Origin of the sequence: Bradyrhizobium sp. AZCC 1678, assembly GCF_036924765.1 — a bacterium.
Classification (GTDB): domain Bacteria; phylum Pseudomonadota; class Alphaproteobacteria; order Rhizobiales; family Xanthobacteraceae; genus Bradyrhizobium; species Bradyrhizobium algeriense.
In genome coordinates this window covers 195,898-214,590 of record NZ_JAZHSE010000001.1, presented here as the reverse complement: position 1 = coordinate 214,590, position 18,693 = coordinate 195,898, and the positions used below count along the sequence as shown (strand labels likewise).

General features: G+C 62.8%; 15 protein-coding genes and 1 pseudogene. 8 read left to right on the top strand and 8 right to left on the bottom strand.

What is annotated here, in order from left to right:
• Positions 1-95: 95 nt before the first annotated feature.
• The 3 genes from maiA to V1294_RS01085 are packed head-to-tail and all read left to right on the top strand — an operon-like array spanning position 96 to position 2,408.
• Positions 96-728, top strand: coding sequence for a maleylacetoacetate isomerase (gene maiA, locus V1294_RS01095; protein WP_334494621.1), 633 nt, complete (start codon positions 96-98; stop codon positions 726-728).
• On the top strand, positions 718-1,227 hold the full coding sequence (locus V1294_RS01090) for a MarR family winged helix-turn-helix transcriptional regulator (protein WP_334494620.1): 510 nt from the start codon (positions 718-720) through the stop codon (positions 1,225-1,227). Before maiA ends, V1294_RS01090 begins: the two co-directional genes overlap by 11 nt.
• Positions 1,227-2,408, top strand: coding sequence for a 3-hydroxybenzoate 6-monooxygenase (locus V1294_RS01085; protein ID WP_334494619.1), 1,182 nt, complete (start codon positions 1,227-1,229; stop codon positions 2,406-2,408). Before V1294_RS01090 ends, V1294_RS01085 begins: the two co-directional genes overlap by 1 nt.
• A 155-nt stretch (positions 2,409-2,563) precedes the next feature.
• On the opposite strand, the gene V1294_RS01080 is transcribed toward V1294_RS01085, so the two are convergent.
• From V1294_RS01080 to V1294_RS01070, 3 genes are all read right to left on the bottom strand, one after another.
• Positions 2,564-4,177 carry a benzoate-CoA ligase family protein gene (locus V1294_RS01080; RefSeq protein ID WP_334494618.1) on the bottom strand — a complete coding sequence of 538 codons (1,614 nt, stop codon included), beginning with the start codon at positions 4,175-4,177 and terminating at the stop codon, positions 2,564-2,566.
• Positions 4,174-5,313, bottom strand: a complete 1,140-nt coding sequence (locus V1294_RS01075; protein ID WP_334494616.1) for an FAD-dependent monooxygenase — start codon at positions 5,311-5,313, stop codon at positions 4,174-4,176. The genes V1294_RS01080 and V1294_RS01075 overlap by 4 nt, the downstream gene beginning before the upstream one ends.
• Before the next feature lie 223 nt (positions 5,314-5,536).
• The gene (locus V1294_RS01070) at positions 5,537-5,746 is read right to left on the bottom strand and encodes a hypothetical protein (RefSeq protein ID WP_334494615.1); all 210 of its coding nucleotides are present in this window, start codon (positions 5,744-5,746) and stop codon (positions 5,537-5,539) included.
• A 243-nt stretch (positions 5,747-5,989) separates the two neighbouring features.
• Here V1294_RS01070 and V1294_RS01065 point away from each other — a divergent pair, with 243 nt between their 5' ends.
• Positions 5,990-6,349 (top strand): hypothetical protein, encoded by a 360-nt coding sequence (locus V1294_RS01065; RefSeq protein WP_334494614.1) that lies wholly within the window; start codon positions 5,990-5,992, stop codon positions 6,347-6,349.
• 45 nt (positions 6,350-6,394) lie between these two features.
• Here the strand turns inward: V1294_RS01065 and V1294_RS01060 are convergent, their stop codons facing one another.
• Positions 6,395-7,237 carry a hypothetical protein gene (locus tag V1294_RS01060; protein WP_334494613.1) on the bottom strand — a complete coding sequence of 281 codons (843 nt, stop codon included), beginning with the start codon at positions 7,235-7,237 and terminating at the stop codon, positions 6,395-6,397.
• Positions 7,238-7,434: 197 nt separating this feature from the next.
• On the opposite strand from V1294_RS01060, the gene V1294_RS01055 reads away from it, so the two are divergent.
• Entirely contained in the window at positions 7,435-8,637 is a 1,203-nt protein-coding gene (locus V1294_RS01055) for an efflux RND transporter periplasmic adaptor subunit (RefSeq protein WP_334494612.1), read from the top strand.
• A 10-nt stretch (positions 8,638-8,647) separates the two neighbouring features.
• Positions 8,648-11,819, top strand: a pseudogene (locus V1294_RS01050) (efflux RND transporter permease subunit).
• A 51-nt stretch (positions 11,820-11,870) separates the two neighbouring features.
• Here V1294_RS01050 and V1294_RS01045 read toward each other — a convergent pair.
• Both V1294_RS01045 and V1294_RS01040 read right to left on the bottom strand, forming a co-directional pair.
• Entirely contained in the window at positions 11,871-12,653 is a 783-nt protein-coding gene (locus V1294_RS01045; RefSeq protein ID WP_334494611.1) for a class I SAM-dependent methyltransferase, read from the bottom strand.
• Between the two features lie 33 nt (positions 12,654-12,686).
• Complete coding sequence (locus tag V1294_RS01040; protein WP_334494610.1) at positions 12,687-13,688, bottom strand: NADP-dependent oxidoreductase; 1,002 nt, start codon at positions 13,686-13,688, stop codon at positions 12,687-12,689.
• Positions 13,689-13,909: 221 nt separating this feature from the next.
• Here V1294_RS01040 and V1294_RS01035 point away from each other — a divergent pair, with 221 nt between their 5' ends.
• Positions 13,910-15,199, top strand: coding sequence for a dicarboxylate/amino acid:cation symporter (locus V1294_RS01035; protein ID WP_334494608.1), 1,290 nt, complete (start codon positions 13,910-13,912; stop codon positions 15,197-15,199).
• A 12-nt stretch (positions 15,200-15,211) separates the two neighbouring features.
• Positions 15,212-16,135, top strand: a complete 924-nt coding sequence (locus tag V1294_RS01030) for an amino acid ABC transporter substrate-binding protein (protein WP_334494606.1) — start codon at positions 15,212-15,214, stop codon at positions 16,133-16,135.
• Here V1294_RS01030 and V1294_RS01025 read toward each other — a convergent pair whose 3' ends face one another.
• Positions 16,136-17,452 carry a bifunctional folylpolyglutamate synthase/dihydrofolate synthase gene (locus V1294_RS01025; RefSeq protein ID WP_334494604.1) on the bottom strand — a complete coding sequence of 439 codons (1,317 nt, stop codon included), beginning with the start codon at positions 17,450-17,452 and terminating at the stop codon, positions 16,136-16,138.
• A complete protein-coding gene (locus V1294_RS01020; RefSeq protein WP_334494602.1) occupies positions 17,452-18,450 on the bottom strand; it encodes a hypothetical protein in 999 nt (332 codons plus the stop codon). Before V1294_RS01020 ends, V1294_RS01025 begins: the two co-directional genes overlap by 1 nt.
• Between the last annotated feature and the right edge of the window lie 243 nt (positions 18,451-18,693).

The window sequence follows — 18,693 nt, the reverse complement described above, 5'->3', positions numbered from 1 at the left end:
TTTGTATCGTCTATGGATTGACAGTATACTTACAATATGGGTAGCGTCAATGACAGGCCGCGACAGGCAAACGACAAAATCCGAGGGAGGTTCCGATGAAGCTGCATGGCTATTTCCGCAGCAGCGCGGCATACCGGGTCAGGATCGCGCTCAACCTCAAGGGGTTGTCGACCGATCACCTGTCGCATCACCTTCGCAAGGGCGAACAGTGCGCGCCGGCCTATCTCGCCATCAACCCGCAGGGGCTGGTGCCGACGCTGGAAGACGGCACAGGTGCCGTGCTGACCCAGTCGCTCGCCATCATCGAATGGCTGGACGAGACTCATCCCAATCCGCCGTTGCTGCCAAAGGATCCGCTGCGCCGCGCCAAGGTGCGCGCCTTCGCGCTGGCCATCGCCTGCGATATCCATCCGGTGCAGAATTTGAAGGTCCTGGCCCGGCTGCGCCAGCTTGGCGTGGCCGAGGAAAAAGTGACGGAATGGGCGGCCTGGGCCAACCGGGAGGGATTGTCCGCCTGCGAAACGCTCGTCACAGGTGAGGCCGGCCCGTTCTGCTTCGGGGACAAGCCCAGCCTTGCAGACCTTTGCCTGATCCCGCAGCTCGGGAATGCGCGGCGCTTCGGCGTCGATGTTTCGGCCTATCCGCGCCTGCTCGAGGCAGAAGCTGCGGCCAGGGAAATAAAGGCGTTCGCCGACGCCGCGCCGGACAAGCAAGCCGATGCCGAGTAAGCCATCACCCATCACGATGGACGCGGTTTACACCGCGCCCGGCTACCTGTTCCGGCGCATGCAGCAGATCGCGGTCTCGATCTTTGTCGAAGAGTGCAGGGCGTTCGACCTGACGCCGGTGCAATATGCGGCGCTGGTGGCGATCCACACCCATCCCGGCATCGACGCCACGCGGCTGTCGGCGGTGATCGCATTCGACCGTTCCACGCTCGGCAACGTGATCGAGCGGCTGGAGAGCAAGGCGCTCATCGAGCGCAAGCCCTCGCGCGAGGACAAGCGCGTCAAGCTGCTCCATCTGACCAGATCGGGTGCGGCGGTGCTGCGCGACATCATGCCCTCGGTGGAGCGCGCGCAGCTAAGGATGCTGCAGCCGCTGAAGCCGGCCGACCGCAGGGCCCTGCTGGCGCTGCTGACGCAGCTGGTCGATCTCAACAACGAGGCCTCGCGCGTGCCGCTGCGCGCCGAAGACGCGCTCGAGCATCTGGGAAAGTCGAGCTGATGGACACGCGGCCGGTTCTCATTGCAGGTGGCGGCATCGGCGGGCTCGCGGTGGCACTTGGTCTGGCGCAAAAAGGCATCCGCTCGATCCTGCTGGAAAAGGCCTCGCAGCTCGGCGAGATCGGCGCCGGCATCCAGCTCGGGCCCAACGCATTCCACGCCTTCGACTATCTCGGCGTCGGCGAGGCCGCACGAAGCATGGCCGTCTATATCGACCAGCTCCGGCTGATGGATGCGCTGACCGCCGAGGAGATCACCCATGTCGATCTGGGCGAAGCGTTTCGCTCGCGCTTCCGCAATCCCTATGCGGTGGTGCATCGCGGCGATCTGCACGGTGTTTTCCTGCGCGCCTGCCAGAATCACGAGTTGATCGAGTTGCGCGTCAGCAGCGAAGTCGTCGGTTACGATCAGGATGGGTCGTCGGTGACGGCGCGGCTTGCGAATGGAGAGCGCGTCACGGGCCGGCTGTTGATCGGCGCCGACGGGCTGTGGTCGAATGTCCGCAAGCAGGTTGTCGCGGACGGGCCGCCGCGGGTTTCCGGTCACACGACCTACCGCTCGGTGATCCCGACCGAGCAAATGCCGGAAGATTTGCGCTGGAACGCGGCGACGCTGTGGGCCGGGCCGAAATGCCACATCGTGCATTATCCGCTGTCGGGCTGGAAGGTGTTCAACCTCGTCGTCACCTATCACAACGATGCGCCGGAGCCGGTGGCGGGCAAGCCGGTGTCGGACGAAGAGGTCATGCAAGGCTTCGGGCACATCCATCCGCGTGCGCAGGAGATCATCCGACACGGCAAGAACTGGCGACTGTGGGTGCTGTGCGACCGTGATCCGGTCGAGCGCTGGATCGACGGCCGCGTCGCGCTGCTCGGCGACGCCGCGCATCCGATGCTGCAATACTTTGCGCAAGGTGCGTGTCAGGCAATGGAGGACGCGGTGTGCCTGTCGCACATGATGGGCGTGCATGACGATCATGCGGTCGCGCTGGAAGCCTATCGCACGCAGCGTTTCCTGCGCACCGCAAAGGTGCAGTTGATGTCCCGCGCCATCGGCGAGCACATCTATCACCCCTCAGGCGGACATGCCCGGCTGCGCAACGAGATCATGAGCGCGAAGACATCGGAGGAGTGGTACGGCGATCTGGCGTGGCTATATGGCGGGACAGGGCTGGGGAGCTAAGGCCGTCATTGCCTGCGACAAACGCGAAGCGTTTGCGCAAGGGAGCGAAGCGACGAAGCAATCCATCTGTCCCCGGGCGGAAAGATGGATTGCTTCGCGGAGCCTGTCATCGGGCGCGCATTCGCGCGACCCGCTGGCTCGCAATGACGAGCCGGCTACATCTTCATCAATGCCTGGCGGTCGATCTTGCCCGTGCCGGTCTTCGGCAATTCGCCGATGAACCTGATCTCGCGCGGATATTTGTAGGGCAGCAATTTTTCCTTGACGTAGTCCTGCAGCTTCTTCGTGGCTTTGTTCGGATCGAATTCGCCCTGGTTCATCACCACCACCGCCTTCAGCGTCATGCGCCGATCCGGCAGTTCGGCGGCGAAGACAGCGCATTCCCTGATATCGGGATGCTCGGCAAGGCAGAGCTCGACCTCCAGCGGGTAGACCCATTGGCCTGATATCTTGATCAGGTCGTCGGCGCGGCCGCGGAAAAAATGGAAGCCGTCGGCATCGCGCAGGAAGCGGTCGCCGGTGTAGATCCAGCCCCCTTCACGAATGGTCTCCGCCGATTTGTCGGGTCGGTTCCAGTATATTGGCGTGTTGGAATCGCCCCGCACCCACAAAATGCCTTCCTCATTGTCGCCGACCTCGCGGCCGTCCTTGTCCTTCAAGAGGATTTCGTAGCCGGGAACGCGCAGGCCCGCCGCGCCGAGCTTTTTCTTCTCGGGGCGGTTGGAGAGATAGATGTGCAGCACTTCGGTCGAGCCGAGCCCCTCGATGATCTCGAGTCCCGTCAGCGCCTTCCAGCCGTTGAATACTTCCGCCGACAGCACCTCGGCGGCCGACAGCGCCATCCGCAGCGAGGAGAAATCGGTGGCGGCCGCACCTTCGGCCTTGGTCAGCGAGGTGTAGAGCGTCGGCAATCCGTAGAACACCGACGGCCGGTATTTTCCGATCGCTTCGAAGATTGCAGCCGGCTTCGGCTGGCCGGGCAGCAGCAGCGTCGCCGCGCCGACCGAGAACGGGAAGGTGACGGCGTTGCCAAAGCCGTAGGCGAAGAAAATCTTAGGCACCGAGAAACAGATGTCATCGGGCGTAAGCCTGAGCACGTTGCGCGCGAACGCCTGCTCGCTATAGGCCATGTCGTGCTGCAGATGCACGATGCCCTTGGGACGACCGGTCGAGCCGGATGAATACATCCAGAACGCCATGTCGTCGCGTCTGGTGTCGGCTTCCGGCAGATCAGTGGAGAATCCCTGCAGCCATTGCTGCGCAATCAGGGCTTTCGGCACGGCGTGTTCGCCCGCCGCGCCATTGACCACGACCAGGGTTTGCAGCGGCGTGTCCTTGCAGGCCTCCGCATTGAACCGCGAGCTAAACTCGGCCTCGGCGACCGCCACCGCCGCGCCGGCGTCCGAAAGGTAGTATTGCAGCAAATCCGGCGGCGTCAGCGTGTTGATCAATAGCGGCACGAAGCCGGAGCGCACCGCGCCGAAAAACGCCGCAGGATAGGCCGGCGTGTCGTCGAGGAACATCAGGATGCGATCGCCGCGCTTCAGGCCCAGTGATTGAAAACCGTGGCCCCATTGCGAAGCCTCGGCGCAGAGCTCTGCGTAGGTGCGCGTGCCGCCGGGGCCGGTCAGCGCCAGCCGGCCGCCGCGGCCTTGGGCGAGATTGTCGAACAGGATGCGGCCAGCGTTATAGCTTTCCGGAATCGCAAATCCGATCTCGCGCGCGCCCGGACTGTTGCGGGGAACCAGATCGTAAATTTCTGATGTCATGCTTGGCTCCCGATCTTCTTTTCCGCCTCGTAGCGCGCCATGAATTCCGGCGACATCGCGCGCAGCCGCGCGTCGGCGATCCGCCCGGAACGGGTGATGTAGCTGTAGGCAAAATCCATCAGGTCGAGCTTCATGTGTTCGTCGAAGTGTTCATACCAGTCGGCGCTGGTGCGCGCCGCCGTCACCAGCTTCTGCACGATCGGCTTGCGTTCGGCCTGATAGCGGGCGAGGCCAGCGGCAATCTCCGTCTCGGCCTCTAGCGCCTTGGTCAGCGCGATCGCGTCTTCGATGGCGAGCCGGGTACCCGAGCCGATCGAGAAATGCGCGGTATGCAGGGCGTCGCCGATCAGCACCATGTTGCTGTGCGACCAGTTCTCGTTCCAGATCCAGGGAAAATTGCGCCACACCGATTTGTTCGAAACCAGCGCATGGCCGTCCAGCGTGTCGGCAAAGATCTCCTCGCAGATCGCCTGCGACTGCTCGATGGTCTTGTGCTCGAAGCCATAGGCCTGCCAGGTCGCTGCGTCGCATTCGACCAGGAACGTGCTCATGGAGGGCGAATAGCGATAGTGGTGGGCGTTGAATGAGCCGAGACCGGTCTTCACAAAAGTCTGCGACAGCGTGGCAAAGCGCTTGGTGGTGCCGTACCAGGCGAACTTGTTGGTCGAGTGCGAAACCGAGGCGCCGAATTCCTTCTCAAAGCCGCGGCGCACCAGCGAGTTCAGCCCGTCGGCAGCGACGATCAGGTCGTACCCCCCGAGTTCGTCCAATGACTGGATCGTCGTGTTGTATCGCGCCGTGATTCCCGCCGCGCGCACGCGCTGCTGCAGGATGGTCAGCAGCTCCAGCCGGCCGATCGAGGAGAAGCCAATGCCGTCGATCTCGACGCTTTGCCCACGCAGGTTGAGCGTGATGTTCTTCCAGCTCTCCATCCAGGGCGTGATGGCGTCGACGGTCTCGGGATCGTCGGCGCGCAGAAATTCCAGCGCCTGTTCGGAGAACACCACGCCAAACCCCCAGGTCGCGCCTTCGGGATTCTGTTCGAACAGGTCGATATGTGCGTCCGGATGACGCCGCTTCCAGAGATAGGCGAAATAGAGGCCTCCGGGGCCTCCGCCGATGACGGCGATACGCACGTCTTCCTCCCAATCGACAGTATACTGATTAATTTGGGCCGGAGACTAATCCGCGCCGGAAATTTGCGCTACCAAAAAATCACAAGGGGAACGGAAACTGGCGTCCGGTCCGCCCGCGTCAGGACCGGGCGCCAATGCGCCGTTTCGCCTGCCCGGTTCTATCCGCGAACGGTTGTGCGCTATGCGGTGACCCCGGCTTGTCTTCGACGGAGACGCCCGCGGTTCAGCCGCAGCGGCGAACCTTCACGCCGTTCACCCACACGGTCCTGCAGACCACGGCAGGCTTGCGGACGACGACTGCGCCGCGGGCTCCGGCGCAGCCGGCGCGATAGACGCCGCGGGCACAGACCGCCGCGCTGGCCTCGGTGGCTTCAAACGTCATGGTGGCGGAAAAGGACAGCACGGCGGCTGCCATCAGCAGAAGGGAACGCATGTTAATCTCCCGGACTGATACTGGTTGATGTTCAGGTTGAAATTTTTCGGAAGGTTCTGCGGATACCTGTCACGGCGTGCGCGCACGCCGATCTCGCTTCGGTTGACGGCCGGCATGAACGCCGGACGTCCCCTCATCTCTTCTCGGACCACCGCAAACCAGGCGGGCCTTCTTGCTTCTTGATCGCGGACCCGCTGTAGTGAAGCTCCTATTAGCAGCCGCAAGGAAAACCAAGGAAAACCCATGGCGGAGGTCAGAGCCAAATGGCTGGCGTTCTATTCCGAACATGTCGAGCCGGTCTCCAAGGAAATATTTTCTCACGTCGAGAAGTTGATCATCGGGACGTTGATCGTATCGGCCGGCGCCCATGTCTCGAGCAGTGAGCCGGCAATCGTGCTGTTCGGCTATCTGCGCCATGGTCTCATCGGCCGCGGCGTCATGTTGTTCGGCGTCATTCTCCTGCTGCTGAACTTCGTCGACGGCCTCTACAAGCTCGCAAAGCTCAATTGGCATATTGCGTACCAAACCCTGATGGCGATCCTTTATGTCTCGCTATCGATACGGCTCATTCAGCTCATCCTCGCCTTTCGCGGCGGCGAGTGACCGGCGGTCCCCAGATTAATGCAGGACCGCCGCAGGGGCGTGTGATTAACGTGCCGCGAACTGGGACAGCACGTCCTTGCAGGCCGGCGAAAGCTGCGCGGCATTGGTCGCCAGACACTGCACGATCCGGCCGCCGCCAGGCTGCACGCCGCCGCAGATCGTGCGGACGTCGGCGCCGCAGGCCGATCGCAGCACCAACAGTTCTTCGCGCGGCCGCATCGGCCGCAGCACGATCACGGCCGGCGCCGCCGGTGCAGCGGCAGCCGCCGCGCCTGCAGGAGCCGTTCCCGCCGCGGGTGCCGCCGCTGCTGCTCCACCGCCGCTCGCGGCGGAAACGGCCTTCTCGCAACCGGCCGAGAGCTTCGTCTTGTTTTTTTCCAGGCATTGCAGGGCCGGCGCGCCGCCGGTCGGCACGCCCGCGCAGACCTTCGGATAATCGGAGCGGCATGCGCTGCGGATGGCGGAAATCTGTGCGCTGGTCGGCTGTCCGGCTGCGGGCGCTGCTGCGGCCTTTGGCTCGGCTGATTTCGCCGGCGCCGTCGTTGCAGCCGCCGGCGCTGCCGTTGCAGTCGCGGGAGCAGCGGCTTTCGGCGCTGCAGTCTCGGCCGCCTTGGCGGGCGCAGCCGCTGGCGCTTCCACGGCGCGCACTGCGCCCTGGCAGCTCGATGAGAGGCTCGACATGTTCTTCTGCAGGCATTGCAGCGAGGCCTCGCCGCCCGGCGGCACGCTGGAGCAATGCGCGATGTAATCGGAGCGGCACTGCGATTTGATGGCGTCGCGTTGCGCCTGGCTCGGCGCTTGCGCGAAAGCCGGCGCTGCGGTTGCCAGTATCGCGGCAACCGAAAGCCACGGCGCAAGCTTGCTCGCACGTTTCCACGTGTTGATCATTTTGAATAAATCCTTTTGTCGTCGCAGGAAGCCGCCGCTTCAACCGCAGTAAAATTTCGTCGTAAGAATTCTAACGGCCGGCATCATTTTCGCTTTCCGGTTTCACTGCAAGCGGATTGTTGCTATTTTCATGGGGTGGCGCCGAACGCCGATTTCTGAATAGACATTTTTCTGAACACCCAATTGAGGCACGAAAAATGAAGTCCACGCGTTCGCCAGCACGATTGAGTCTGCACCGCAGCATCGGACAAGGAGCTGCTTCGGTCCTGCGCGCGGCGCTCGCCATTGCCGCGTTCGGCATCTTAAGTGCCTGCGAACAAAATACTTTTGTCCCGCCGCCGCCGCCGAAGGTCGATGTCGCGGTGCCGGTGCAACGGTCCTTCACGCGTTATCTGGAAGCGACCGGCAATACGGCTGCGATCAAGAATGTCGATCTGGTCGCGCGGGTGCAGGGCTTTCTGCAATCGATCAATTACCAGGACGGCGCCTTTGTGAAAGAAGGCACGTCCCTGTTCACGATCGAGCCTGAAACCTACAAGCTGAAGCTCGAACAGGCGCAGGCCGCGGAAACCGGCGCGCAGGCAACGGTGAGGCAGGCCGAGGCGGACTTCAAGCGCCAGCAGGAATTGGTGCAGCGGCAAGCCGTTTCCCAGGCGACGCTGGATACTTCAACGTCAACGCGCGACAACGCGCAGGCGAGCCTGCTGCAGGCCCAGGTCAATACCAAGATCGCGGCGGTCAATTACGGTTATACCAATGTGACTGCGCCGTTTGACGGTGTCGTCAGCGCGCATCTCGTCGCCGTTGGCGAACTCGTCGGCGTCTCGTCGCCGACGCAGCTCGCCACCATCGTGGCGCTCGACCCGATCTGGGTGAATTTCAACGTCAACGAACAGGACGTGCTGCGGATCCGCACGGAGGCCCGCCGGCGTGGGATGACGCCGGACGATCTCAGACAATTGCCGATCGAAGTCGGATTGCAAACCGAGACCGGTTTTCCGCACAAGGGCAAGCTCGACTACGCCGCCGTGACGCTCAACCAGTCGACGGGCACGCTCCCGGTGCGGGGCGTGCTGCCCAATTCCGATCGCGCGTTGCTGCCGGGGTTCTTTGTCCGGGTCCGCGTCCCCGTGGATCAGGTGCAGAGCGCGTTGTTCGTGCCGGATGTTGCGCTGGGCAGCGATCAGTCCGGACGCTACCTGCTGGTCGTGAACGGCGAAAATATCGTCGAACAGCGCAAGGTGCGGGTCGGGCCGCTCGAAGGCGAGCTGCGTGTCATCGAAGAAGGTCTGAAGGCCGACGACCGCGTCGTCACCGCCGGGCTGTTGCGCGCGATTCCCGGCCAGAAGGTCGATCCGCAACTGAAAAAGATCGAAGCACAGCCAATAGCGGCCAAGTAGGAGCCGGGCCATGATTTCGAAATTTTTTATCGAGCGGCCCGTTCTTTCCAACGTCATCGCGATCCTGATGATCCTGATCGGCGGCGTCTGCCTGTTCCGGCTGGCTGTCGCGCAGTATCCTGAGGTCGTGCCGCCGACGGTGCAGGTCACCACCCGCTATCCCGGTGCCAGCGCGAAAACCGTGATCGATACGGTGGCGCTGCCGATCGAGCAGCAGGTCAACGGCGTCGAGGACATGCTCTACATGCAGTCCTACAGCGGTGCCGACGGCACCTATACGCTGACGGTCACTTTCAAGATCGGCACCGACCTCAACTTCGCGCAGGTGTTGGTGCAGAACCGGGTGTCGAGCGCGCTGGCTCAACTGCCGCAGTCGGTGCAGAGCCAGGGCGTCACCGTGCAGAAGAGATCGACGGCGATCCTGCTGTTCGTGACGCTGACGTCGCCGAAAGCGACCTATGACAGCCTGTTCCTGAGCAACTACGCCACCATCAATATCCGCGATGAGCTGTCGCGTTTGCCCGGCGTCGGCAACGTCACCGTGTTCGGGGCCGGCCAGTACTCGATGCGGGTCTGGCTCGATCCGAACAAGCTGTATGCGCGCGGGCTGATGCCGCAGGATGTCATTTCGGCGATCCAGCAGCAGAGCCAGCAGGTCACCGCGGGCCAGGTCGGGGCACCGCCAGCGCCCGCAGGGCAGGCGTTCCAGTATACGCTGAACGTCAGTGGACGGCTCGCTGACACCAGCGAGTTCGAGAACGTGATCGTCAAGACCGGCACCAGCGGCGACGTCACGCGCGTCCGCGATGTCGGCTGGGTCGAGCTCGGCGCCCAGACCTACAGCCAGGCGTTCTCGCTCAACAACAAGCCGGCCACCGGCATCGGCGTTTTCCAGTCGCCCGGCGCCAACGCGCTCGAGGTCCAGCAGGCCGTCGAGAAGAAGATGCAGGTGCTAGCGAAGGCGTTTCCGCAGGACGTGACCTACGACACGCCGTTCGACACCACCAAATTCGTCTCGGAATCGATCAATGAGGTCTACAAGACGCTGATCGAGGCGGGTTTGCTCGTCCTCGTCGTGATCCTGATCTTCCTGCAGGACTGGCGCGCGATGCTGGTGCCCGCGACCACGGTGCCGGTGACGATCATCGGCGCCTTTGCTGCGATGGCGGCGCTCGGCTTTACCGTCAATATCTCGACCCTGTTTGCGATCGTGCTCGCGATCGGCATCGTGGTGGATGACGCCATCGTCGTGGTCGAAGGCGCAGCCCACAATATCGAGAAGGGCATGTCCGGCCATGACGCCGCGATCAGCGCGATGGACGCGCTGTTCGCGCCGATCATCGGCATTACGCTGGTGCTGATCTCGGTGTTCCTGCCCTCGGCGTTTCTGCCGGGATTGACCGGGCAGATGTATGCGCAGTTCGCGCTGGTGATTGCCGCAACCGCGCTGCTCAGCGCCATCAACGCGGCGACGCTGAAGCCGACGCAGTGCGCGTTGTGGCTGCGCCGGCCGGTGCCGCCGGAGCAGCGCAACTTTTTCTACCGCGGCTTCAACGCGGTCTATAACCGCGTTGAGGCCGCCTATAGCCGGTTGATCGGCCGCCTGGTCGCACACAGCAATCTTTCCGTCATCTGCGCGCTGATCCTGATCGCCATTGGCGGTTACGGCCTGTCGCGGGTGCCGACCGGCTTCATTCCGATCGAGGACCAGGGCTATCTCCTGGTCGCCGTGCAATTGCCCGATGGTGCGGCGCTTGAGCGTACCCAGCGTGTGCTTACCCAGGTCAGCGAGATAGCCGGCAAGGCCCAGGGTGTCGATCAGGTGATCGCCATTTCCGGCATCTCCGCGCTCGACAATTCTTCCAGTCTCGCCAATGCGGGCGTCGCCTATTTGATCCTGAAAGAGTGGAGCGCGCGAGGGCCAGGTGAGGATCTGCGGTCGCTGTTCGTTCGGATTGAACGAGAAGCTGTCCGTGATCGAGGAGGCGCGGATCCTGGTGGTCCCGCCGCCGCCGATCCAGGGTATCGGTAACGCCGCCGGCTTTGCGATGCAGGTCCAGCTCCGCGACGGCAATTCCGACTTCAGCAAGTTGCAGGCGATCACCGGCGCGATCGTCGCCAATGCGTCGTCACAGAGCGCGCTGCAGCGGGTCAGTTCGCCGTTCCGCTCGATGGTGCCGCAATTCGACGTCGAGGTGGACCGAATCAAGACCCAGACGCTGCATGTCACGACCGACCAGATCTTTTCGACGTTGTCCACTTACATGGGTTCCACCTTCGTCAACCAGTTCAACAAGTTCGGTCGTACCTTCCAGGTCTATGCGCAGGCGGACGCGCAATTCCGCCTGACGCCGCGTGATATGCAGAACATGATGGTGCGTAACAGCAATGGCGACATGATCCCGCTCGGCACGGTGGCAAAGATTACGCCTGCGGTCGGTCCGTCGCTGATCAGCCTGTACAATCTCTATCCTTCCGCAACCATCATCGGCCTGCCGGCGACGGGTTACAGCTCCGGCCAGTCGATGAATCTGATGGAGCAGATTGCCGCGAAGACCCTGCCGCCCGGCACGGGCTTCGAGTGGACGGCGATGTCGTATCAGGAGAAGGTCGTCAGCGGCCAGATCTACTGGGCGTTCGGCCTGGGCCTGCTGCTGGTCTACCTCGTGCTGGCCGGACAATATGAAAGCTGGTACGCGCCGATCTCGGTCATTCTCGCCGTGCCGCTGTCCTTGCTCGGCCCTATGATCGTGCTGACCGGCTTGAGGATCGAGAACAACCTCTATACCCAGATCGGCATCATCCTGTTGATCGCGCTGTCGGCCAAGAACGCCATCCTGATCGTCGAGGTGGCGCTGGAGCTGCACGTGCGCGATCGCAAGCCGTTGCTGGAATCCGCCATCGAGGCGGCGCGAGCCCGGTTCCGGCCGATCCTGATGACGTCGTTTGCTTTCATCTTCGGCATGATCCCGCTGGTGCTTGCAACCGGCGCCGGCGCCAACGCCCGGAAGTCGATTGGCATCACGGCGGCCTCGGGCATGCTGGCCTCGACCTGTCTTGCCGTGCTGTTTGTGCCGACATTCTTTGTCGTGATCCAGCGGTTCGAGAACTGGCTGAAGGAGCGCAAGCTGAAGAAGGCCGGAGTGCAGGCCGCGCCGCAAGCGCCCGAGGCAGTGCATTAGGCTCCATCCACGTCGTCACGACCTGAGCCGGGACCATAAGCTCGCAGTGAGCTACCTCGGCCGCCGTCCCTTTATCGCATGTGCGCGCGCATCACAAATGATGCGTCCCTCCATATCCTCCTGGAGGCGCGCGTGCACCCGCCTCTTGAGCGCATCTGCGTCTGAAGATTCCATGGTGGCAATGACGGGCGCGATCGACGGGGCCTCCAGGTTGATCTTCCAGAATTCGTCGAAGTGAGCAAAGGTCCGCTGTACGGAGATCTCCCGCGTCTCCACGGCCTCGAGACCGGCACCTCTCCACAAGTCCAGTAGCGCCGGCATTGTGGATGCGTCCATCCGCGACGGGCGCGGAGGCGCAAGACCCATCGCGCGCATCTCGACGTGGACCGGATCCAGGGGAAATCCCCCACCCAACATGTCCCACATGTAGGTCGCGACCGTGCCACCCGGGCTGACAACTCGCACCATTTCCGCAACGCCTTTGGCCGGATCGGGGACGAACACCAGGACCAGCGCCATGACGGCTGCATCGAAGCTGTCAGCGGGGAACGGCAGCGCCATGGCGTCCCCTTGGCGAAACTTCGCCAGGCGCGCCCCAAGTCTGGTGCGTGCAAATGCAAGTTGCCCCTCCGACGGATCAATGCCCTGAACGTCTGCCGGGGCGCATCGCTCGACCAGGAACTCGGTGAAGGCGCCATTGCCGCAGCCGACGTCGATCCATCGCAACCCCATCGGCGGGGCCAGCCAATCGAGAAAGATCTCGCCGGCGAGCCGGCTCCAGATACCCATCAAGCGCTCATAGCTGGCGCCGTCGTCGAAGCGAATTTCAGCCATCAGCGCCACCCCTCCGCTGCTACCCTGCGCGGGCTAGACTCTCACCATCCGCTTGCCGCGGTTCTCGCCGGCGAGCAGGCCGATCAGCGCCTTCGGCGTGTTCTCGATTCCGTCGATCACGTCTTCCTGCACCTTCAGCTTTCCCGAGGCGACCCAGGACTGCAGGTCGGCCAGCGCCGCAGCGCTCTGGTCCATGTAGTCCATCACGATGAAGCCTTGCATGATAAGGCGTTTGACCACGATCAGGCCGGGCACGCCGCGGGGGCCATGGGCCGACGGCACGCCGTCATATTGCGAGATCGCGCCGCAGCAGGCGATGCGGCCGCGGTTGTTCATCAGCGAAAGGCAGGCTTCGAGAATGTCGCCGCCGACATTGTCGAAATAGACGTCGATGCCCTTGGGCGCTGCGGCCCGCAGCGCCTTGAAGGTGGCGCCGTCCTTGTAATCGACCGCGGCATCGAAGCCGAGCTCGGAGGTGAGCCAGTGGCATTTGTCCTTGCCGCCGGCGATGCCGATGACGTTGCAGCCCTTGATCTTCGCGATCTGTCCGACGATTGATCCGACCGAGCCGGCCGCGGCCGACACCACGACGGTCTCGCCGGCCTTCGGATTGCCGACATGCAGCAGGCCGAAATAGGCGGTGAGGCCAGCGATGCCGTACACGCTGAGCAGATGCGTCATCGGTTCCATCTTTGGCATCTTGGTGAGATGTTTTGCTGGTACGGCGGCGTAATCCTGCCAGCCGGTGTCGCCGAATACGATATCGCCCGCTGTCAGTCCGGGCGCTTTCGACGAGATGACTTCGGCGATGCTGCCGCCTGCCATCACGGTGTTGGCCTCGACGGCGGCACGATAGGTCGCGCCGTGCATCCACGCCCGGTTGGCGGCGTCGAGCGAGATATAGCGTGTCCGCACCAGCGCCTCGCCGTCCTTCGGCTCGGGCACTGCGCCCTTGACCATCTTGAAATGCTCGGGCCCGAGCTTGCCGGTCGGCTTCTCGACCAGCAGGATCTGACGATTGACAGCGTCGTTCATGATGTTGTCTCCCCTCGGCGTTGTTGTTCTGGCGTTTCCGGATGCAATTGACTGCGCATCAGGCGATCACCTGCACAGATTGTGCGCTGCATGAACGCTAGTCGGCGTGCGCGCATTTCACAACGGGAACATTCTGGCAAGCGTACAAAACGCCGCAAGCTTGTTGCGTCCTCATTCAAATCTGCCAAACTTGTGGTTGCCGGAAATACGGGGGTGCAAGAATGTCCAGCAGGTTTACGCAGTATATCCTGATCGCGATGGCGCTTGGCATTGTGATGGGAACCATCGTCTTCAACTATATGCCCGACAGCCGGGTGGAAATCGCGGCCGACGTAAACCTGATCGCCATGCTGTTCCTGCGCCTGATCAAGATGATCATCGCGCCTTTGGTGTTCGCCACCCTTGTCGGCGGCATCGCCCATATGGGCTCCGGCTCGAAGCTCGGCCGCGTGTTCGCCAAGACGATGGGCTGGTTCGTCAGCGCTTCCTTTGTCTCGCTGCTGCTTGGCCTGGTGATGGTCAACCTGCTGCAGCCCGGCGCCAACTTTCCCGGCACGCTGCCCGACAAGACGCAATCGACCGGCCTGCCGGTCTCGGCGTTCTCGATCGAGAAGTTTCTGACTCATCTGATCCCGACCTCGATCGCGGATGCCATGGCGCAGAACGAAATCCTGCAGATCGTGGTGTTTGCCGTGTTCTTCGCGGTCGCGCTCGGCGCGATGCCGGAGCGCGCCAAGCCGATCATGGGGCTGATCGACGACCTCGCCCACATCATGCTGAAAGTGACCGGCTATGTGATGCTGTTCGCGCCGATCGCGGTGTGGGCGGCGATCATGGCGACGGTGTCGAAGAACGGCCTCGGCGTGCTGTGGAAGCTGATCGTGTTCATGGGCGGCTTCTATCTCTCGCTTCTGATCCTGTGGGCCATCCTGATCGTGGTCGGTTTCATCGTGATCGGGCCGCGATACAGCCATCTCTTGCGACTGATCCGTGAGCCGCTGATGATTGCGTTCTCGACCTCCTCCTCGGAAGCCGCCTATCCCAAGACGCTGGAAGGCCTCAATCGCTTCGGCGCCTCCTCGCGGATTTCGTCCTTCGTGCTGCCGCTCGGCTACTCGTTCAATCTCGACGGCACGATGATGTATTGCACCTTCGCGAGCATATTCATCGCGCAGACCTATCACATCGAGATGTCGCTCGGCACGCAGCTCGCGATGCTGGCGACGCTGATGATCACCTCGAAGGGCGTCGCGGGCGTGCCGCGCGCCTCACTGGTGGTGATCGCCTCGACGCTCAGCCAGTTCGGCATTCCCGAGGCCGGTCTGTTGATGATCATGGGCATCGACACGTTCCTCGACATGGGACGCAGCGCCACCAACGTGATCGGCAATTCGCTGGCGACCGCCGTGGTGGCGAAATGGGAGGGCGAGCTGAAGGCCGAGCATGAGCTCGGACCCGATGACGTCGTGCCCACCGACGCCGTTCCGGGCGCCCCTGTTCCGGCACATTGAGGGGAGAGATGCATGCATCAATTCCCAAGGAGGTTGGCAGGGGTCGGCGCAATGCTGCTGGCCGCCTGCCTGCTGGCCACGCCGGCGTCTGCCCAGACCGCCAGCGAAGGGCTCAGCCCGACGCTCGCCAACATCAAGCGGACGCATGTCGTGCGTCTCGGCTACCGCGAGAGTTCGCCGCCGTTCTCGTTCCTGGACCAGTCCAACCGGCCGATCGGCTACAGCCTCGAACTGTGTGAGGCGATTGTCGAGGAGATCGGCGTCGAGGTCGACGATGCCAATCTCAAGATTGAATACGTTAAGGTCACTTCGGATGACCGCATTCAGGCGGTGGTGCAGAACAAGATCGACCTCGAATGCGGTTCGACCACGGCCAATGCCGAGCGCGCGAAACAGGTGGCGTTCTCGCCGCTGATCTTCGTGGCCGGCACCAAGCTGATGGTGCCGAAGGCGTCCACCATCTCGGCGCCCACGGACATGAAGGGCAAGACCGTGGTGGTGACCAAGGGCACCACCAACGAGCAGGCCATGCACGCGATCGACAAGAAGTTTTCGCTCGGCCTCAACATCGTGACGGCACCCGATCACGAGCAATCCTATCAGACGCTGGTGGACGGCAAGGCCGATGCGTTCGCGACCGACGACATCCTGCTCTACGGCCTGATCGCGCGGCACAAGGCGCAGGGCCAATTCAAGGTCACCGGTGAGTATCTGTCCTACGATCCCTACGGCATCATGTTCCGCAAGGGTGAGCCGCAGTTGAAGGCCGTGGTCGAGCGCACTTTCCAGAAACTCGGTTCGGGCCGTGACCTGATCCCGCTCTACAACAAATGGTTCGTCGCGCGACTGCCGACCGGGGAAAAGCTCGGCGTCGCGATCTCGCCGCAACTCGAGGAAGCCTTCAGGGTGCTCGACGACAAGCACGGAAGCAACTAGTCAGAAGAAATGCAGGTCTTGCGGGCGGCCGCCACGGGCGGCCGTTGCGTATTCGATCGCCAGGAACAGGCCGCCGGCGACATAAATTCTTTGCGAATGCGCGGCAGCAACGTCCCCCGCCAGTCGCACCGCCTCCTCGATCGAGGCGGCGACACGGAGGCTCGCGGCGGGGTTGGCGCGCGCGGCAGCGGCGGCGATGCGTTGCGCGTCCGCTCCCTTGTGATGCGCCGCCGTGCAGATGATCGTATCAAACGACGGCGCCAGCGCGCCGACGATTTCCTGCGCCTTCTTGTCGCCAGACGCACCGATCACCAGGATCCAATCTTCGGTGCCATGGATCGCCAGCAGACTTGCCAGCGATTGCCGGATGCCGTCGGGGGTGTGACCGACGTCGATTACGGTGAACGGGTCCTGACTGATGACCTCGAGGCGGCCGGGCCATCGCGCATCGCGCAAGCCGGCGCGTATCGCAGTCTCGACTCGGTCCGGAGCCTTGCGCGGCTGCTCGCGCTGCAGCCAGAGCAGGAACAGGGTGACGGCAATGGCCGAGTTGTTGAACTGGAACGCGCCGGACAGGCTCACTTCGAGGTGGCGATAATCATGATATCCGAACTGGAAATCGAAATGCTGGCCTGAGGCTGCCGTCACCGCGTTATCGATACGGATATCATCGCGGATGAACAGCGGCGTGCAGCCGCGCGCGCGATTATACTCGACGAGGTGCGCCCGCAAGCCTCGGCAGTTCTCGCCATAGACGACCGTGCCGCCGGCAGCGCAGGCGTCGCTCTTGTCCGATACGATCAGTTCAAGCGAATTGCCGAGCAGTTCGACATGCTCGTAGTCGACCGAAGTGACGCAAGTCTCGTGCGCGCCGACGAGGCGGACCGGATCGTAGCGTCCGCCGATGCCGGCCTCGAACACCGCGAAGTCGCAGCCGCTCTCTTGAAAGTGCAGGCAGGCGAGCGCGAACAGCGCTTCGAACGCGCCGAACTGCTCGCCCATGTTGTTCGAGACAGTGGCGATGACGGCTTCGACCCGCCGCTTCAGGCGAGCGAGCGCGTCGTCGTCGATCTCGACGCCATCGACCTGAATCCGTTCGTTGAAACGGAAGAGATGCGGGGAGGTGAAGAGGCCGGTGCGCAGGCCGTAGGCGCGGCCGATACCGGCGCACATCGCCGCCGTGCTGCCCTTGCCGTTCGAGCCGGTCACCACCACCGAGATGCGCTGCAGCAGCAGGCGATCGGTTCCGAGCGCTTCCAGCAATCCGGCCATGCGCGCGAGGCAGATGCCGTCGCCGTATTTCGGCAGGTCGAACACTACAGCAATCCCATGGTGGAGAAGGTGTGATGCCAGATTTTTAGAATGAGATCGCCGTGATTGGATTCCTCCAGTAGTCGGATCGCGGGATTGGAATTGATCTCGATGATCTCGATTGCATCCGGCTTGCCACCGATATCGACGAACATGTCGATGGCCGCGACGCGGAGACCGATCGCACGCGCAGCCTGCCGCGCCAGGGTGATGGCTTTTTCGGATGGCGCCGGTGCCAGCACCATCGTGCCGCCCGCGCTCAGATTCATGCGCCCGGGAATCTCGCGGCGTTCGCCCTTTGCCGGGACAGTATCGAGCGACGGATCCTGGTTCGGCAGCGAAGCAGGCGAGAGACCGCGCGCGCGCAGGGCATCATTGTGGACGGTGAGCAATTCACGCGTGGTATGCACGCCGTCGCCCGTGACGGACGGCGGATATTTTCGCGCGCAATAGAGCGCGTCGTCGTCGAGCAGGAAAACGCGATACTCGCTTCCCTCGACGATCGGCTGGATCAGCACGGCGTCGTAATATTTCGTCACCTCGTCGAGATAGCGAATGAACGCCGCGTCGCCGTGAATGGCTTGCGCGAAATCGCCGCGCGATCCCGTCAGGGGCTTGACGAAAGCTGATCCGCCCAATGTCTCGAAATGGGCAAGCGCATCGCTGCGCTCATGTCCCGCCGGGCGCTGCGCGCGATAGCGCTCGTGCAGGAAGAAATATTCGCCGCCAAGCGCCGGGACGCCGGCTTCGCGCAAGATCCGGCTCGTAAAATGTTTGTCGGACGCCAGCGTCGAGGCGGTCGCGCTGTTCTGCGGATACCAGGAGCATCGGCCGGCGCCGAAATGAACCAGCCCGTCGCGCGAGGCGACGCTGAAGATCAACCCCGACCCGCCGTCGAGGTCGCGAAAATGGAGCCCAAATTCAGCGCAGGCAAATTCGGCATAGATCGCCTGGTCCGGATAGAAGCCCGGTTTTCCCTTTCGAAATTCAGTTGGGCTCCGCATGCGATCTCTTTTGAAACGTTCTTAATTTGATGTGGTCATTTATTGCCAGATCGGTGCCGAATTCAGCAAGTTAATTGCGCGAGAAAGCGTTAACGAAGCCAATCGAACCTTTCTGCAAATTAGACCGACAGCCATTCCGAGTTCTCGATTGTGCTGTAGGTCATATTGACTATGTATCTGCTGTGCGCAAATGAAGCGCCAAATCGCCAGTAATTTCGCTGATTTCTGGCACTTCGAGGCCCG

Bases quoted from the DNA above. Each gene is read 5' to 3' on its own strand.
- maiA (WP_334494621.1), top strand. From the start codon at position 96: ATGAAGCTGCATGGCTATTTCCGCAGCAGCGCGGCATACCGGGTCAGG.
- V1294_RS01090 (WP_334494620.1), top strand. From the start codon at position 718: ATGCCGAGTAAGCCATCACCCATCACGATGGACGCGGTTTACACCGCG.
- V1294_RS01085 (WP_334494619.1), top strand. From the start codon at position 1,227: ATGGACACGCGGCCGGTTCTCATTGCAGGTGGCGGCATCGGCGGGCTC.
- V1294_RS01080 (WP_334494618.1), bottom strand. From the start codon at position 4,177: ATGACATCAGAAATTTACGATCTGGTTCCCCGCAACAGTCCGGGCGCG.
- V1294_RS01070 (WP_334494615.1), bottom strand. From the start codon at position 5,746: ATGCGTTCCCTTCTGCTGATGGCAGCCGCCGTGCTGTCCTTTTCCGCC.
- V1294_RS01065 (WP_334494614.1), top strand. From the start codon at position 5,990: ATGGCGGAGGTCAGAGCCAAATGGCTGGCGTTCTATTCCGAACATGTC.
- V1294_RS01060 (WP_334494613.1), bottom strand. From the start codon at position 7,237: ATGATCAACACGTGGAAACGTGCGAGCAAGCTTGCGCCGTGGCTTTCG.
- V1294_RS01055 (WP_334494612.1), top strand. From the start codon at position 7,435: ATGAAGTCCACGCGTTCGCCAGCACGATTGAGTCTGCACCGCAGCATC.
- V1294_RS01045 (WP_334494611.1), bottom strand. From the start codon at position 12,653: ATGGCTGAAATTCGCTTCGACGACGGCGCCAGCTATGAGCGCTTGATG.
- V1294_RS01040 (WP_334494610.1), bottom strand. From the start codon at position 13,688: ATGAACGACGCTGTCAATCGTCAGATCCTGCTGGTCGAGAAGCCGACC.
- V1294_RS01035 (WP_334494608.1), top strand. From the start codon at position 13,910: ATGTCCAGCAGGTTTACGCAGTATATCCTGATCGCGATGGCGCTTGGC.
- V1294_RS01030 (WP_334494606.1), top strand. From the start codon at position 15,212: ATGCATCAATTCCCAAGGAGGTTGGCAGGGGTCGGCGCAATGCTGCTG.
- V1294_RS01020 (WP_334494602.1), bottom strand. From the start codon at position 18,450: ATGCGGAGCCCAACTGAATTTCGAAAGGGAAAACCGGGCTTCTATCCG.